Genomic DNA, 13,837 nt, shown 5'->3' on the forward strand with positions numbered 1-13,837 from the left:
ACAGAAAGCCTGCTTTCCTGTGGCCAGAATGGAGGAAACGTGCGAAGGTAAGCCCATGACAAGGCGAGAGGGCAAGCCATGAGCACCACCTGGCAGGACGAGGTTGCCGCCGAAACCCGGGCAGGCGGCAGGATCAGTGATCGTTTCATCGTCGACAAGGTGCGCGCGGCGGTGCTGACTCAGCGCCTGCCGCCGGGCACGCGTCTGCCCGAGGTGGCGCTGGGCGAGATCTTCGGCGTCAGCCGCTCGGTGGTACGCAAGGCGCTGACCCGGCTGGCTGCCGACCACGTCGTCAGCCAGCAGCCCAACCAGGTGGCCCGGGTGCGCGCACCGAGCATCGAGGAGACCCGCGAGACCTTCGCTGCACGGCGCCTGGTGGAGGGCGAGGTGGCGGCCCTGTTGGCGGGCCGGCTCGACGCCGAGTTGCTGAGGGAAGTTGCCACGCGCGTCGAGCGAGAGGCCGAGGCCCATGCCCGCGGCGACGAGGCGGCCCGCATCGAGCACTCCCTGGCGATCCACCACCTGCTTGCCGAGCATTCTCCCAACCGGGTGCTCGGCGTCATGCTCACCGACCTGATCCTGCGTACTTCCATCGTCATCGCCCTGTACAAGCGGGCCGGCCTGGCGAGCTGCTACCTGGCCGAGGATCATCCGGCGCTGCTCTCGCACCTGCGTGACGGCGACGGTGAGGCGGCACGGCGCTGCATCCACGAGCACCTTCAGGCGCTCGAAGGGCTGCTGGACCTCAGCACACGAGAGACTCGCATCGACCTGATGGCGATTCTCGGTCAGCGCGAGGGTGCGATGCCTTGAAACGCCCGGCAGGCCTGACGCTCGGCACCCGCGGGACCCAGGCTGTCGTTCTGGCCCTGCTTGTCGGCTTGCTGCTCGTCTGGCAGTGGCCGGCCGGGGCCGGGGAGTCGTTCACGCTCGAACGTGCGCCGCTGGAGATCGTGACCGAGGGCGAGCGCCATCGGCTCGAGGTGGAGCTGGCTCGCAGCTCGGCCGAGCGCCAGAAGGGGCTGATGGATCGCGACCATCTCGAGGCGGACGCCGGCATGCTGTTTCTCTACACGGAGCCCCAGTCGCCCCAGGGCGGCTTCTGGATGTACCGCACCCGCATCCCGCTGGACATCGCCTTCCTCGACGCCGAAGGGCGTATCGCGGCCAAGGCCACCATGCAGCCTTGCCTCTCGCAGAATCCCTACGACTGCCCGGTCACCCTGGCGGGCGTGACCTATCATGCGGCGCTGGAGGTCAATGCCGGCTATTTCGAGGCACACGATATCGAAGTGGGCGACTGCGTGACCTGGCCAGGCAGCGCCTCGGAGTGCGCCCGGCCTCGCGACCCCTGACATCGATCGCGCCCCCTGACATCAATCGCTACGCCGCCGCTATCGTTGCAGCGCATTGCATGGCAGTGCTCGCTCGCTGCGAGCCTGAGCTGCGCCTGCGCGAGTACTCGCGGCACGACGATGCCTGCAATTTTTGGCATACGTATTCTATTTCTAATACTAAAGTATATTTTCTTTTCGATCATAGACTTGCGGCCTGGTTTCGGTGGATTTTATTCAACTGGTTTGCATACGTAGTCTATTTTGATCTAAACGTTACGCAGCTCGCTTTTGATAGCGGGAGCGAAAGGAGATGCATACGAATTCCAGGATGACCACAACGACAACTCGAAAGGAGCGCAACATGAGTCACAATATCCACCCCGTTTTCCTCAAGGCGCCGTTGGCGATGGCGCTGTCGCTTGCCATGGCTGCCGCTGCCCAGGCCGGCACGGAGCGCGTCATCGACGTCAGCCTGCCCCTGGGGCCCGACTCGCAGCAGGGTATCGGCGTGCTGAAGTTCGGTGAGGAGCTGGAGCGCCTCTCCGAGGGTCGCCTCTCCATCGACCCCCACTATGACAATGCCCTCGGTGCCGAGCGCGAGGTCGTCGAGGGCATGGGGTTCGGCATCGTCGACGCCGGCATCTCCTCGACCGGGCCCATGGGCGGCTTCGTCGACGAGTTCCTGCTCTTCGATCTCCCCTACATTTTCGAGAACCACGACCACGCCTATGCCTTTCTCGACAGCGAGCACGGCGAGCATCTCGCTCAGCTGGCCGAGGAGGGCATGAACGTCAAGATCCTGGCCTGGATGGAGAACGGCTTCCGCCACAACACCAATTCGGTGCGGGAGCTGAATCACCCGGACGATCTGCGCGGCATCAATCACCGCACCCAGGAGAGCCGCGTCCAGGTGGATACCTGGGAGGCGCTGGGCGCCAATGCCACGCCGATGGCCTGGACCGAGGTCTACACCGCCTTGCAGCAGGGGGTCATGGACAGCCAGGAGAACCCGCTGCCGACCATCTACGACGTCAATTTCTACGAGGTTCAGGATTACCTGAACATGACCCAGCACGTCTATTCGCCGGCACCGCTGATGATGGGGCTGGACCTGTTCAATTCGTTCAGCGAAGAGGACCAGGCGATCATCCTGGAAGCGGCGCAGCTTGCCCTGCCAGTGCAGCGTGAGGCCAGCCAGGAGCTCGAGCAGCGCTACCTGGTCCAGCTGGCGGAGCTGGGCATGACCGTCACCGAGCCCGAACTGGACCCCTTCCGCGAGGCGGTGCAGCCGGTCATCGAGAAGTGGGCTCCCACCGTGGGCGAGGACCTCGTCGAGGCTGCCATCAATTTCGAGTATTGATGTGGCCCGCGGGCGGCGGTCTGCCGCCCGCGCCGTCAACTAGCGACACGAGGCAGTCATGAAGACGTTACTGCGGCAAACCAACAGGGGCATCGACCTGTTCAATCGCCTGGTCGGCTGGGGGCTCGCCGGGCTGTTGCTGGTCATGACCGTGCTGATCTTCTGGCAGGTCTTCGCGCGATTCGTGGTGGGAAGACCGCTTTATTTCTCGGACGAGATCGCCCGCTTCGCCATGATCTGGCTCACCTTCATCGGTGCCGGTTATGCCTATCGCAAAGGGCTGATGATCTCGGTCGATATCGTACTCGAATTCGCCGGGCCGAGGCTGGCGCGAGTCATGCGCGTCCTGGTCGTGCTGGCCTCGGCGCTGTTCGCCTTCATCTTGGTCAAGTACGGTTTCGAGATGGTGGGCCGGGTTTCCAATCAGACGGCGCCCAGTACCCGGGTGTCGATGATGTGGCCCTACCTGGCCGTACCTCTGGGCGGGATCGTCATCCTGGTCAATTCGGTGGCGCTGCTGATCGATGAGGTCGTAGGCAACGACAAAGAGGAGAGAAGCTGATGGCGCTGCTGCTTTTCCTGCTGCTGATCGTGTTGTTCGTCATCGGCGTGCCCATCGCCTTCTCGCTGGGCCTGGCCTCGGCCATCACGGTATGGCAGGGCGAGCTGATGCCGATGCTGATCGTGGCCCAGCAGTACATCACCTCGGTCAACTCCTTCCCGCTGATGGCGATCCCGTTCTTTATCCTGGCGGGCTACCTGATGCAGAGCGGCGGTATCTCCCGGCGGCTGGTGGATTTCTCCAATACCATGGTGGGGAGCATGACCGGCGGGCTGGCCATGGTGGCCATCATCACCTCGCTGTTCTTCGCCGCCATCTCGGGCTCCGGGGCGGCCACCACGGCCGCCATCGGCTCGATCCTGATACCGGCGATGATCGCCAAGGGCTATGCCTCCGGCTACGCGGCGGCCAATCAGGCGGCTTCCGGGGCGCTGGGGGTGATCATTCCGCCGAGCATACCGCTGATCCTCTACGGTATCGCCGCCAACGTCTCGGTGGGCGACATGTTCGTCGCCGGCGTCCTGCCGGGTCTCATGATCACCCTCAGCCTGCTGCTTTTCGCCTACGGCTACGCCCGCTATCACGGTCACGGCGGCGGCGAGCGAAGCTCCTGGCGCGAGATGTTCACGGCCGGGCGCAAGGCACTGCTGGCGATCCTGATGCCGGTCATCATCCTCGGCGGCATCTACGGCGGCATCTTCACGCCGACGGAAGCGGCGGTGATCGCCGTGGTCTACTCCTTTCTCGTCGGCTTCGTGATCTACCGCGAAATCACGCTCAAGGACATCGTCGGCATCCTTCAGGAGGCCGCCGTCACCACCGCCGTGGTGCTCAGCATCATCGGCGCCGCCGGGTTGTACGGCAGGATCCTGCAGAGCCTGCGGGTGCCGTCGATGCTGTCCAACTTCGTCATCGGTGCCATCGACAGCCCGCTGCTGTTCATCGTGCTGGTCAACGTTCTGCTGCTGATGGCCGGCATGTTCATCGAAGCCGCTGCAGCGATCCTGATCTTCGTGCCGATCCTGCTGCCGATAGCGGTGAGCTTCGGCTTCGACCCGGTGCATTTCGGCATCATCATGGTGGTCAACCTGGCCATGGGCATGTTCACGCCGCCGGTGGGCCTCAACCTGTTCGTGGCGTCGCAGATTTCCAAGGTCGGCGTGGCCCGGCTGACCTGGTCGATCCTGCCCTTCGTCGCCATCGTGCTGGTCAATCTCTTCATCATCAGCGTGGTGCCGTTCCTCTCCACCTGGCTGCCCTCGCTGCGCTAGCGAGGCAACGACCGTTCCACCCATCCGGGAGACACGACAATGAAAGTGGTAGACAGCCTGATTCCGCGGCAGGGCCTGAGAGTACTGGTGACGGCGGGCGCCAATGGCATCGGCCTGGCCATTGCCCAGGCCTTCCATGAGGCCGGGGCGCGCGTGCATGTGTGCGACGTCGACGAAGCCGCCCTGGCGGCGCTGCCCGAGGGCATCGCGGCAACCCGGGCGGACGTCAGCCGCGAGGCGGACGTGGCGCGCCTGTTCGACGAGGCGGCCGGCCTGGGCGGGCTGGATGTGGTGGTCAACAACGCCGGCATAGCCGGGCCGACGGCCGGGATCGACGAGATCGAGAGCGAAGCGTGGCGCCAGACCATCGACATCAATCTCAACGGCCAATATTACGTGGCTAAGCGGGCCGCCGGCGCACTGCGTGAGAGCCGAGGCGTGCTGCTCAACATGGCGTCGGTGGCGGGACGCCTCGGCTTCGCCTATCGCACGCCCTATGCCGCCAGCAAATGGGGCGTGGTGGGGCTGACCAAGAGCCTGGCCTGCGAGCTCGGCCCGGCGGGGGTCAGGGTCAACGCGATCCTGCCGGGTATCGTACGCGGCCCGCGCATCGAGCAGGTGATCGCCGACCGCGCCGCGCAGCGCGGCATCGGTCGCGACGAGATGGAGCAGGAGAACCTGGCCAAGGTGTCCATGCGCAAGATGGTCGAGCCCAGCGACATCGCGGCCATGGCCCTGTTCCTGGCCTCTCCCGGGGGCGCCAACATTTCCGGTCAGGCGCTCAGCGTCTGCGCCAACGTCGAGTCGCTGTAAGGGCTTGGCGCGTGGCGCGGCTCCACGAATTCCTGAATCACAACAGCGAGGTCTTTCATGGCGACGCAACGTAGAGTCATCATCACCTGTGCCGTCACCGGCGCCATCCATACGCCTTCCATGTCGCCCCATCTGCCGGTGACGCCCGAGGAGATCGCCGAGGCGGCCATCGCTGCTGCCGAGGCGGGTGCCGCCATTCTGCACCTGCATGCCCGCGACCCCCGCACCGGCAGGCCGACCCAGGATCCTGCGGTGTTCGAGAAGTTCCTGCCGCGGATCAAGGCCTCCACCGATGCAGTGATCAACCTCACCACGGGGGGCAGCCCGCACATGACGGTGGAGGAGCGCATGCGCCCCGCCATCGAGTTCCAGCCTGAGCTGGCCTCGATGAACATGGGCTCGATGAACTTCGGGCTGTTCCCGATGCTGGAGCGTTTCCAGGCGTTCGAGCACGAGTGGGAGCGCGAGCACCTGGAGAACAGCCGCGACCTGGTGTTCAAGAACACCTTTGCCGACATCGAGAAGACCATGACTCTAGGGGCACGCAACGGCACGCGTTTCGAATGCGAGTGCTACGACATCGGCCATCTCTACAATCTGCGCAACCTGGTGGATCGCGGCGTCGTGGGCGGGCGGCTCTTCGTGCAGAGCGTGTTCGGCATTCTGGGCGGCATCGGCCCCCACGCCGAGGACGTCATGCACATGCGCCGCACCGCCGACAGGCTGTTCGGCGACGGCTATGCCTGGTCCGTGCTGGGGGCGGGCAGCAGTCAGATGCGCATCGCGGCCCAGGCTGCCGCCATGGGCGGGCACGTACGGGTGGGGCTGGAGGACTCCCTGTGGCTCGGGCCGGGCCGGCTGGCGGAAAGCAACGCCAGCCAGGTGCGCAAGGTGCGCGAGCTGCTGGAAGGGCTCTCGCTGGCCGTGGCCACAGCGGACGAGGCGCGCGAGATCCTGGAATTGAAAGGCGGCGACCGGGTCGGCTTCTGAGCCGCTACCGGCGTCTGCCGTGGCAAAGTGGTACGATTCCCGTCATTTCGGTATCCGCCCGCTGCGAGCTCCATGCATGAAAAGGAAATCCGTAACGTCCCGTGATGTGGCCCGACTGGCCGGCGTGTCGCAGTCGGCCGTCAGTCGCAGCTTTTCGCCCAATGCCAGTGTTTCTGACAAGACCCGCAAGAAGGTGATGGAAGCGGCGCGCGAGCTGGGTTATCGCCCCAATACCATCGCCCGCTCGCTCATCACACGCTCGAGCCGCACCATCGCGGTGGTGACCTACAGCCTCGAGAACCCGTTCTATACCTTCGTGCTGGAGCGCGCGTCGCGCTTCTTCCAGAAGCAGGGGTATCACCTGCTGCTGTTCTTCGCTCCCTCCGACCGGGGCTTCGACTCGGTGATCGAGGAGATCATCAGAAGCCAGGTCGAGGGGGTGCTCATGCTCGCCATCACCCTGGATACCGAGCAGGCAGAAACGGTGGCGGACTTCGGCATTCCCGTAGTGATCGTCAACCGTACCGTCAACTACGCCGGCATCAGCCAGGTCGGCTGCGACAATCACCGCGGCGGGTTCTGGGCGGGCAGCTACCTGGCCAGCCTGGGGCATCGGCGCATCGCCTACCTGGCCGGTCTGGAGGACTCCTCGACCAACCAGCAGCGCTACGCAGGGTTCTTGGCGGGCCTGGCGTCGCGGGGGCAGGAGTGCCATGCCGTCGAGGTCGGCAACTATCGCTACCTCGACGCCAGCCAGGCCACGCGGCGCCTGTTCGCTGCGCCCAGCGTGCCCGACGCGCTGTTTGCCGCCAACGATCTCATGGCCATTGCGGCCATGGAGACGCTGCGCCACGAGCTCGGCCTCGCGGTGCCGGAAGAGGTGTCGGTCATCGGTTTCGACGACATCCCCATGTCGACCTGGCCAAGCCATTCGCTGACGACGCTGCAGCAGCCGGTCGAGCAGATGGTGGTCAAGGCCACGGAGCTGTTGCTCGAGCAGATCGCTCACGCCGATACCGAGCCCGAGCACATCATGCTGCCGGTGACACCGATGCTGCGAGGAAGTACGCGCAGGCCGGGCGGTGCCGGTGCGGAAGCGGCGCCGGAGACGGATTGAAAAGGGCCGCCGTCTCGACCGTCAGCGACCGAGCAGGGCGCGGAAGCGAATCACGATCAGTGCCACGCCGGCGATGACCATGACGCCGCCGATCAGCACGTGGGCGTTGAGGCTCTCGCCCAGCAGTACGATGCCCAGCACCACCGCGCCCATCGGCACCATCAGGCTCAGCGGGGCCAGCCGGCTCACCGGATGGCGCCGCAGCAGGCCGTACCAGATGCCGTAAGCGACGATCGACGACATTACCGCGGTATAGAACACTGCGCCCCAGCCGAACCAGCCGGCGGTGGCCATGGCGCTCATCTGGCCGCTTTCGAACCACCAGGAACCGATGGCCACCTGGGGTACGGCGAGCAGGGCCGTCCAGCCGGCCAGTGCCAACGGCGGGATATTGGGTCCCATCTTGATCAGCAGCTGCGACACGGCCCAGCCGAAGGCGCTGAGCAGCAGCAGCGTCATGGGTAGCGCCGAGGGCAGGCTGGGGCCGCCGGCCAGTACCACTACCCCACCAAACGACAGCGCGAGGCCGACCACGCGCTTGACGCTCAGGCGCTCGCCCAGGAACAGCACCGCCAGCAGCGTGGCGAAGGGCGTGCCCATTTGCACCAGCAGGGCGCCGGTGCCGGCTTCCGCCTGACCCAGACCGATGAACAGCAGGGCGAAGTGCAGGGTGCCGAAAGTGGCCGAGAGCAGCAGCAGGAAGGGCAGATGACGACGCGCCACCGGATGGAAGGGCACCAGCAGCGCCGCCACCAGAATGAAGCGCAGGGTGGTGAGTAGCAGCGGCGGTAGTTCCGTTACCCCCCATTTGATGACGATGATGTTCAAGGCCCAGATCATCACGATCGAGAGGCCCAACAGCAGGTCGCGCAGTGGCACGGCTGGCTCCTTGTCGTATTCGCCCCGGCGAGGATGGCAGCCCGATGCCGTGCGTCGCCGATATCGTTAACGGACTACCATTCAACGCCCGACATCGTAGAATGTCGAGGCGAGGCGAAATTGTCGATGCCCGCCAGAACGATAATCACGGCTGGCCCTGTCGGAGCTGGCCCCTGCTGCAAGGACACGTCATGAATTCACCACGTCGTATCACCCGTATCGCCGCGGCCCTGGCCGGTGCCGCCGTGCTCACGGCCTCGCTCTCGGCCCAGGCGCGGGAGCTTTCCGTTTCCACCGTTCTTTCCGATGCCTTCCCCTGGGGCCAGGCGGCGGAGAAGTGGGCCGAACTGGTGGAAGAGCGTACAGGGGGTGAGTTGACCCTGCGCGTCTACCCCAATTCGCAGCTGGTGGCCGGCGACCAGACGCGTGAATTCTCCGCCATGCGCTCCGGTCTGATCGACATGGCCGTGGGCTCGACCATCAACTGGTCGCCCCAGGTGCCCGAGCTCAACCTCTTCTCGCTGCCCTTCTTCATGCCCGACGAGGCGGCGGTCGATGCGGTGACCGGCGGCGAGGCCGGCGAGATGGTTTTCGAGGCCATCGAGTCCCGCGGCGTGGTTCCGCTGGCCTGGGGCGAGAACGGCTTCCGCCAGCTCTCCAATTCCCGCGGTCCGATCAGCGAACCGGGCGATCTGAACGGCTTGAAGATCCGCGTGGTGGGCTCGCCGCTGTTCCAGGACACCTTCACCGCACTGGGGGCCGACCCCACCCAGATGAGCTGGACCGATGCCCAGCCGGCGCTGACCACCGGTGCCGTGGACGGTCAGGAGAACCCGCTGTCGGTGTTCGACGTGGCGCGCATCGATCAGGTGGGCCAGGAGCACCTGACCCTGTGGAACTACATGAACGACCCGCTGATCTTCGCCGTCAACCAGCGCGTATGGGATTCGCTCTCGGAAGAGCATCGCGAGATCCTGCGTGAGACCGCCGTCGAGGCCGGCGAGTGGGAGATCGCCATGACCCGCGAGCAGGAGAGCGAGCGGCTGGCCGACATCCAGGAACGCGGCGTGCAGGTCACCGAGCTGACCGAAGAGCAGCATGCCGCCTTCGTCAATGCCACCCGCAGCGTGCACGACAAGTGGATTCCGCGGATCGGCCCGGAGCTGGTCGAAGCTGCGCGTCAGGCCATCGAGGCTCGCTGAGCCCCATCAAAGCCTAGGTCCGGTTCTATCGGAGCCGGACCTTCAATTGCGAGGCTTCCATGAAGTTCTCTCCCGATGCCAGGCCCGAGCGTTGGCTGGGCTCGCTGGCGCTGGCGATCATTTCACTGATCAGTCTGGGCAACGTCATCACGCGCTACGTGACTGGTGGCTCGCTGGCCTTCACCGAGGAGTTCTCGGTGTTCCTGCTGGTGGTGCTCACCTTCGCCGGTGCCTCGGTGGCGCTACGGCGCAACGGCCACATTCGTATCGGCCTGCTCGAGCGGGCCCTGCCGGCTGCGCCGCGGCGTGCACTTATCCTCTTTCAGGGGCTTTGCGGCGCCATCGTGCTGGGGCTGATCACCTGGTTCGGCGCCAAGCTCACCTGGGAGGAGTACCAGTGGGAGTCGCTGTCGCCGGGGCTCGGCCTGCCGCAGTGGTGGTACCTGCTGTGGCTGCCGCTGCTGTCGGCGGCGATGCTGGTGCGTCTGGTGCAGCAGACCGTCGATCGTCTGCGCGGGAGGCTCGACGATGAGCCCTGACCTGTGGATGATCCTGGCCTTCGCCGGGCTGCTGATCGCCGGCGTGCCGGTGGCCTTCTCCCTGGCACTGGCCGGCGCGGTGGGTATCCTCGTCGGCCTCACCCCGGAAATGCTGGCCACCCTCGGTACCAACACCTACAACAGCATCGCCAAGTACCCGCTGATCGCCATCCCGCTGTTCATCATGACCGGCTTGATCTTCGAGCGCGCCGGGGTCGCGCTGCGTCTGGTGCGTTTCGCTCAGGCGCTGATCGGCCCTCGTCATGGCGGCCTGGCGCTGGTGGCGGTGCTGGTGTGCATGATCATGGGCGGCATGAGCGGCTCCGGGCCGGCAGACGCCGCGGCAGTGGCCATGGTAATGCTGCCGAGCATGACCAAGGCCGGCTACCCCAAGCCCTTCTCGGCCACGCTGATCGCTGCGTCCGCCTCCACTGCCATTCTGATCCCGCCCTCGGTGGCGCTGATCCTCTATTCCATCGTGGTGCCCGGGGTCGACCTGCGGGCGCTGTTCGCGGCCGGGTTGTTTCCCGGCATCCTGGCCGGTCTGGCGCTGCTGGTGCCGGCGCTGCTGGTCTCGAAGCGCTATGGTTGGGAGGGCGGCACGCCGGTGGAGGGAGCGGAACGGCTCAAGGTGGGCGAGACCTTCAAGCAGGCGCTGCCGGCGCTGTTCGCCCCGGTGCTGATCCTGGGCGGGCTGCGCTCGGGTCTGTTCACGCCCACCGAGGCGGCCGTGGTGGCCGTGGCCTACGGTGCCCTGGTCGGGCTGTTCCTGACTCGCGAGATCGGCTGGCGCGATCTGTGGAGCCTGCTCGGTGAGGCAGCGGTGATCTCCGGTGTGGTCATGCTGATCATCGCCCTGGCCGGTATCTTCGCCTGGGCCGGCACCATGCTCGGTACCTTCCGCCACCTGGCGGAGTGGATCATCGGGCTCACCGACAACGGCGTGCTGCTGCTGATCCTGATCATGCTGGCGGTGCTGCTGGCCGGCATGCTGCTCGACGCCATCTCGATCTATCTGATCATGATGCCGATCCTGCTCCCGGTAATGCAGCACTTCGGCTGGAACCCGGTGTGGTTCGGCATCCTGCTGGCGATGAACATCGCCATCGGCCAGTTCACGCCACCGGTGGCGGTCAATCTGATGGTGACCACCAACATTGCCAGGATACGGCTGGAGCAGACCGTGGGCTGGGCGCTGCTGTTCGTGCTGGCCATGGCCAGCGCCCTGGCGCTGGTGGCGATCTTCCCGGAAATTGCCTTGTGGTTACCGCGCACCCTCGGCTACAACGTCTGAAAAACTCTGATGCCCTGCTGCGCTCAATATCTTGACCGCCGGCGGTACTCGCGATCCTCATTGAGCAGTCAGTCAACTCCGGTCGCTGCGTTCCGGCGGCGGCCAACCTCTCTTCGCTCGCGACGCGCATCAGAGCTTTTCCTGATCTTAGGCCGTTTGTAGGCTCTCCAGCGTGTCCTGGAAGAGCGTGGCGCTACCGGCGTCGAACAGCACGAAGCGCACCCGTTCGATGCCGGGGCAGCGAGGCAACGTCTCCTGCACCGTGGTGAGGGCGACCTGGGCGGCCTCCGCGAGGGGGTAGCCGAAGGCGCCGGCCGAAAGGGCAGGGAAGGCGATGCTGGCAAGGCCGTGCCGCTCGGCCAGCTCCAGCGCGTTGCGATAGCAGTCCGCCAGCAGCTCCGCTTCCGGCCTGTCGTGACCGTAGACCGGCCCCAGGCAGTGGATGACGTGGCGGTTGGGCAGGCCGAAGGCCTCGGTGATCACTGCCTGACCGGGCGCGATCGGCGCCAGCGGCCGACAGGCGCGCTCGAGTTCCGGGCCGGCTGCCCGGTGCAGCGCACCGGCCACGCCGCCGCCGGTGCGCAGCTGGGCGTTGGCGGCGTTGACCACGACGTCGATATCCGGCTGATTGGCGATGTCTCCCTGCTGGCACTCCAGGCGAGCGGACATGTTCGCTATCTCCTCTGCTATGTCATTCCAGTCTGGTGGTAAGGGCCACAAGCCGACAAGTTCCCACGCTGTTCGGCGTAAAAGAATGGATCGTTGCGTATTCGCTCTGTTTTCGTGACATTCGTTGCAAATGGACGCAAAAACTTGCAAGTCGCCCGCCTGAACGGTACCAATGTGCTCCCCCGATAAGTCACGGCTCGCCGACCCCCGGTCGGCGTGACGGCGTGTTTGCGCCGTCGCGCAGGGCGCTGCCGTGGCCCACGACAACAGGAGGAGACGATGAACCAGCGTGTGAACATCGAGCTCGGCGATGCAGGGGCCGAGGTCATCGAGGCCCGCCAATTCAAGGTCTACACCCACCGTCAGCTGGACAAGATCGAGGCGATTCAGAATCTGCCTGAAGACCTGCGTTTCGACATGCGGGTCGTCAGCCAGGTGCTGCCGTTTCGGGTCAATGAGTACGTCATCGAGGAACTGATCGACTGGGACGACGTGCCGGCCGATCCCGTCTTTCAGCTCACCTTTCCCCAGCGCGGCATGCTCAGGCCGGCGCACTACGACGCGGTGGCCGAGCTGGTTCGTCGCGACGCCGACGCCGCCGAGATGAAGCCGGTGATCGAGCGCATTCGTGCCGAACTCAACCCGCATCCGGCGGGCCAGATGGATCTCAACCTGCCGCTCCTCGACGGCGAACCGCTGTCCGGCATGCAGCACAAGTACCGTGAGACAGTGCTGTTCTTTCCCAGTCAGGGGCAGGTGTGCCACAGCTACTGCACCTTCTGCTTCCGCTGGGCGCAGTTCGTCGGTGACAAGGATCTCAAGTTCGCCGCCAGCGAAGCCGACTCGCTGCATCGCTATCTGGCCGAGCATACCGAGGTGACCGACCTGCTGATGACCGGCGGCGACCCCATGGTGATGAAGGCCAAGCACCTGCGCATGTACCTGGAGGGCTTGATGGCCCCCGAGCTTGACCATGTCCAGGACATTCGCATCGGCTCCAAGAGCCTGACCTTCTGGCCTTACCGCTTCGTCACCGACCCGGACGCCGAGGATATCCTCGCGCTGTTCCGTGAGCTGACCGCCGCCGGCAAGCACGTCGCCTTCATGGCGCACTTCAACCACTGGAAGGAGATGGATACCCCCATCTGCCGCGAGGCGATCCGCCGCATCCGTGCCACCGGCGCCGAGATCCGCACCCAGGCGCCTCTGCTTCGCCACATCAACGACGATGCCGACCAGTGGGCGAGGATGTGGACGACGCAGGTGCGCCTGGGGATGATTCCCTACTACATGTTCGTCGAGCGCGACACCGGCGCCCGCCACTACTTCGAGGTGCCGCTGGTGCGTGCCTGGGAGATCTACCGCGAGGCCATGCAGCAGGTGCCGGGACTGGCGCGCACCGCCCGGGGGCCATCCATGTCCGCCGACCCGGGCAAGGTGGAGATACAAGGCGTCACCGAGATCCACGGCGAAAAGGTCTTCGTGCTGCGCTTCATCCAGGGCCGGGAAGCCAGCTGGGTGCAGCGGCCGTTCTTCGCCAAGTACGACGAGCGTGCCACCTGGCTCAATCATCTCGAGCCCGCGCTGGGCGCGAACGAGTTCTTCTATGAGGCGGATTTCGCCGCCATGAAGCGTGCCAAGCGGGAACTGATCGCCAGTGCGACCTGACCGTTTGCTCATGCCATTTCTAAGCTGCCCCTGGCAAGGAGCAGACCCCTATTTCATGAGTCATGCAATTTAGGAATTAACGTACACTTAACGTAAATCCCTACTAGAATTAGGTCAGTTGAAAAAGACCATCATG

Annotated in this window: 14 protein-coding genes; 12 read left to right on the forward strand and 2 right to left on the reverse strand. The window is 65.2% G+C overall.

Annotation, left to right across the window (positions count from 1 at the left end):
- Nucleotides 1–78 precede the first annotated feature (78 nt).
- From HOP58_RS07865 to HOP58_RS07900, 8 genes are all read left to right on the forward strand, one after another.
- Nucleotides 79–813 carry a GntR family transcriptional regulator gene (locus HOP58_RS07865; protein ID WP_010627012.1) on the forward strand — a complete coding sequence of 245 codons (735 nt, stop codon included), beginning with the start codon at nt 79–81 and terminating at the stop codon, nt 811–813.
- Nucleotides 810–1,355: a DUF192 domain-containing protein gene (locus HOP58_RS07870; RefSeq protein WP_234260021.1), complete on the forward strand. Its 546-nt coding sequence runs from the start codon at nt 810–812 to the stop codon at nt 1,353–1,355. The genes HOP58_RS07865 and HOP58_RS07870 overlap by 4 nt, the downstream gene beginning before the upstream one ends.
- Nucleotides 1,356–1,698: 343 nt before the next feature.
- Nucleotides 1,699–2,697 carry a TRAP transporter substrate-binding protein gene (locus HOP58_RS07875; protein WP_234260022.1) on the forward strand — a complete coding sequence of 333 codons (999 nt, stop codon included), beginning with the start codon at nt 1,699–1,701 and terminating at the stop codon, nt 2,695–2,697.
- Nucleotides 2,698–2,755: 58 nt separating this feature from the next.
- Nucleotides 2,756–3,259, forward strand: coding sequence for a TRAP transporter small permease (locus tag HOP58_RS07880; protein ID WP_010627015.1), 504 nt, complete (start codon nt 2,756–2,758; stop codon nt 3,257–3,259).
- Nucleotides 3,259–4,530: a TRAP transporter large permease gene (locus tag HOP58_RS07885; protein ID WP_010627016.1), complete on the forward strand. Its 1,272-nt coding sequence runs from the start codon at nt 3,259–3,261 to the stop codon at nt 4,528–4,530. The genes HOP58_RS07880 and HOP58_RS07885 overlap by 1 nt, the downstream gene beginning before the upstream one ends.
- Before the next feature lie 39 nt (nt 4,531–4,569).
- A complete protein-coding gene (locus HOP58_RS07890; protein WP_234260023.1) occupies nt 4,570–5,343 on the forward strand; it encodes an SDR family oxidoreductase in 774 nt (257 codons plus the stop codon).
- Nucleotides 5,344–5,400: 57 nt separating this feature from the next.
- Nucleotides 5,401–6,333, forward strand: a complete 933-nt coding sequence (locus HOP58_RS07895) for a 3-keto-5-aminohexanoate cleavage protein (protein ID WP_010627018.1) — start codon at nt 5,401–5,403, stop codon at nt 6,331–6,333.
- Nucleotides 6,334–6,409: 76 nt separating this feature from the next.
- The gene (locus tag HOP58_RS07900) at nt 6,410–7,450 is read left to right on the forward strand and encodes a LacI family DNA-binding transcriptional regulator (protein ID WP_234260024.1); all 1,041 of its coding nucleotides are present in this window, start codon (nt 6,410–6,412) and stop codon (nt 7,448–7,450) included.
- A gap of 21 nt (nt 7,451–7,471) precedes the next feature.
- Here the strand turns inward: HOP58_RS07900 and HOP58_RS07905 are convergent, their stop codons facing one another.
- Nucleotides 7,472–8,329, reverse strand: coding sequence for an EamA family transporter (locus tag HOP58_RS07905; protein WP_234260025.1), 858 nt, complete (start codon nt 8,327–8,329; stop codon nt 7,472–7,474).
- 191 nt (nt 8,330–8,520) lie between these two features.
- Here HOP58_RS07905 and HOP58_RS07910 point away from each other — a divergent pair, with 191 nt between their 5' ends.
- The 3 genes from HOP58_RS07910 to HOP58_RS07920 are packed head-to-tail and all read left to right on the forward strand — an operon-like array spanning nt 8,521 to nt 11,364.
- A complete protein-coding gene (locus HOP58_RS07910) occupies nt 8,521–9,531 on the forward strand; it encodes a DctP family TRAP transporter solute-binding subunit (RefSeq protein WP_234260026.1) in 1,011 nt (336 codons plus the stop codon).
- A 59-nt stretch (nt 9,532–9,590) separates the two neighbouring features.
- A complete protein-coding gene (locus tag HOP58_RS07915; RefSeq protein WP_010627022.1) occupies nt 9,591–10,070 on the forward strand; it encodes a TRAP transporter small permease in 480 nt (159 codons plus the stop codon).
- On the forward strand, nt 10,060–11,364 hold the full coding sequence (locus tag HOP58_RS07920) for a TRAP transporter large permease (RefSeq protein ID WP_086510160.1): 1,305 nt from the start codon (nt 10,060–10,062) through the stop codon (nt 11,362–11,364). Before HOP58_RS07915 ends, HOP58_RS07920 begins: the two co-directional genes overlap by 11 nt.
- Nucleotides 11,365–11,511: 147 nt before the next feature.
- Here the strand turns inward: HOP58_RS07920 and HOP58_RS07925 are convergent, their stop codons facing one another.
- Nucleotides 11,512–12,033, reverse strand: a complete 522-nt coding sequence (locus HOP58_RS07925) for a macro domain-containing protein (RefSeq protein WP_234260027.1) — start codon at nt 12,031–12,033, stop codon at nt 11,512–11,514.
- 279 nt (nt 12,034–12,312) lie between these two features.
- On the opposite strand from HOP58_RS07925, the gene HOP58_RS07930 reads away from it, so the two are divergent.
- A complete protein-coding gene (locus HOP58_RS07930; RefSeq protein WP_234260028.1) occupies nt 12,313–13,701 on the forward strand; it encodes a lysine 2,3-aminomutase in 1,389 nt (462 codons plus the stop codon).
- The last annotated feature ends 136 nt before the right edge of the window (nt 13,702–13,837 follow it).

This window comes from Halomonas sp. MCCC 1A11062 (assembly GCF_021404355.1).
Classification (GTDB): Bacteria; Pseudomonadota; Gammaproteobacteria; order Pseudomonadales; family Halomonadaceae; genus Halomonas; species Halomonas aerodenitrificans.

What these genes read in the sequence shown, in the direction of transcription:
- HOP58_RS07865 (WP_010627012.1), top strand. Translation starts at nt 79, where the DNA reads ATGAGCACCACCTGGCAGGACGAGGTTGCCGCCGAAACCCGGGCAGGC.
- HOP58_RS07875 (WP_234260022.1), top strand. Translation starts at nt 1,699, where the DNA reads ATGAGTCACAATATCCACCCCGTTTTCCTCAAGGCGCCGTTGGCGATG.
- HOP58_RS07880 (WP_010627015.1), top strand. Translation starts at nt 2,756, where the DNA reads ATGAAGACGTTACTGCGGCAAACCAACAGGGGCATCGACCTGTTCAAT.
- HOP58_RS07885 (WP_010627016.1), top strand. Translation starts at nt 3,259, where the DNA reads ATGGCGCTGCTGCTTTTCCTGCTGCTGATCGTGTTGTTCGTCATCGGC.
- HOP58_RS07890 (WP_234260023.1), top strand. Translation starts at nt 4,570, where the DNA reads ATGAAAGTGGTAGACAGCCTGATTCCGCGGCAGGGCCTGAGAGTACTG.
- HOP58_RS07895 (WP_010627018.1), top strand. Translation starts at nt 5,401, where the DNA reads ATGGCGACGCAACGTAGAGTCATCATCACCTGTGCCGTCACCGGCGCC.
- HOP58_RS07900 (WP_234260024.1), top strand. Translation starts at nt 6,410, where the DNA reads ATGAAAAGGAAATCCGTAACGTCCCGTGATGTGGCCCGACTGGCCGGC.
- HOP58_RS07910 (WP_234260026.1), top strand. Translation starts at nt 8,521, where the DNA reads ATGAATTCACCACGTCGTATCACCCGTATCGCCGCGGCCCTGGCCGGT.
- HOP58_RS07915 (WP_010627022.1), top strand. Translation starts at nt 9,591, where the DNA reads ATGAAGTTCTCTCCCGATGCCAGGCCCGAGCGTTGGCTGGGCTCGCTG.
- HOP58_RS07920 (WP_086510160.1), top strand. Translation starts at nt 10,060, where the DNA reads ATGAGCCCTGACCTGTGGATGATCCTGGCCTTCGCCGGGCTGCTGATC.
- HOP58_RS07925 (WP_234260027.1), bottom strand. Translation starts at nt 12,033, where the DNA reads ATGTCCGCTCGCCTGGAGTGCCAGCAGGGAGACATCGCCAATCAGCCG.
- HOP58_RS07930 (WP_234260028.1), top strand. Translation starts at nt 12,313, where the DNA reads ATGAACCAGCGTGTGAACATCGAGCTCGGCGATGCAGGGGCCGAGGTC.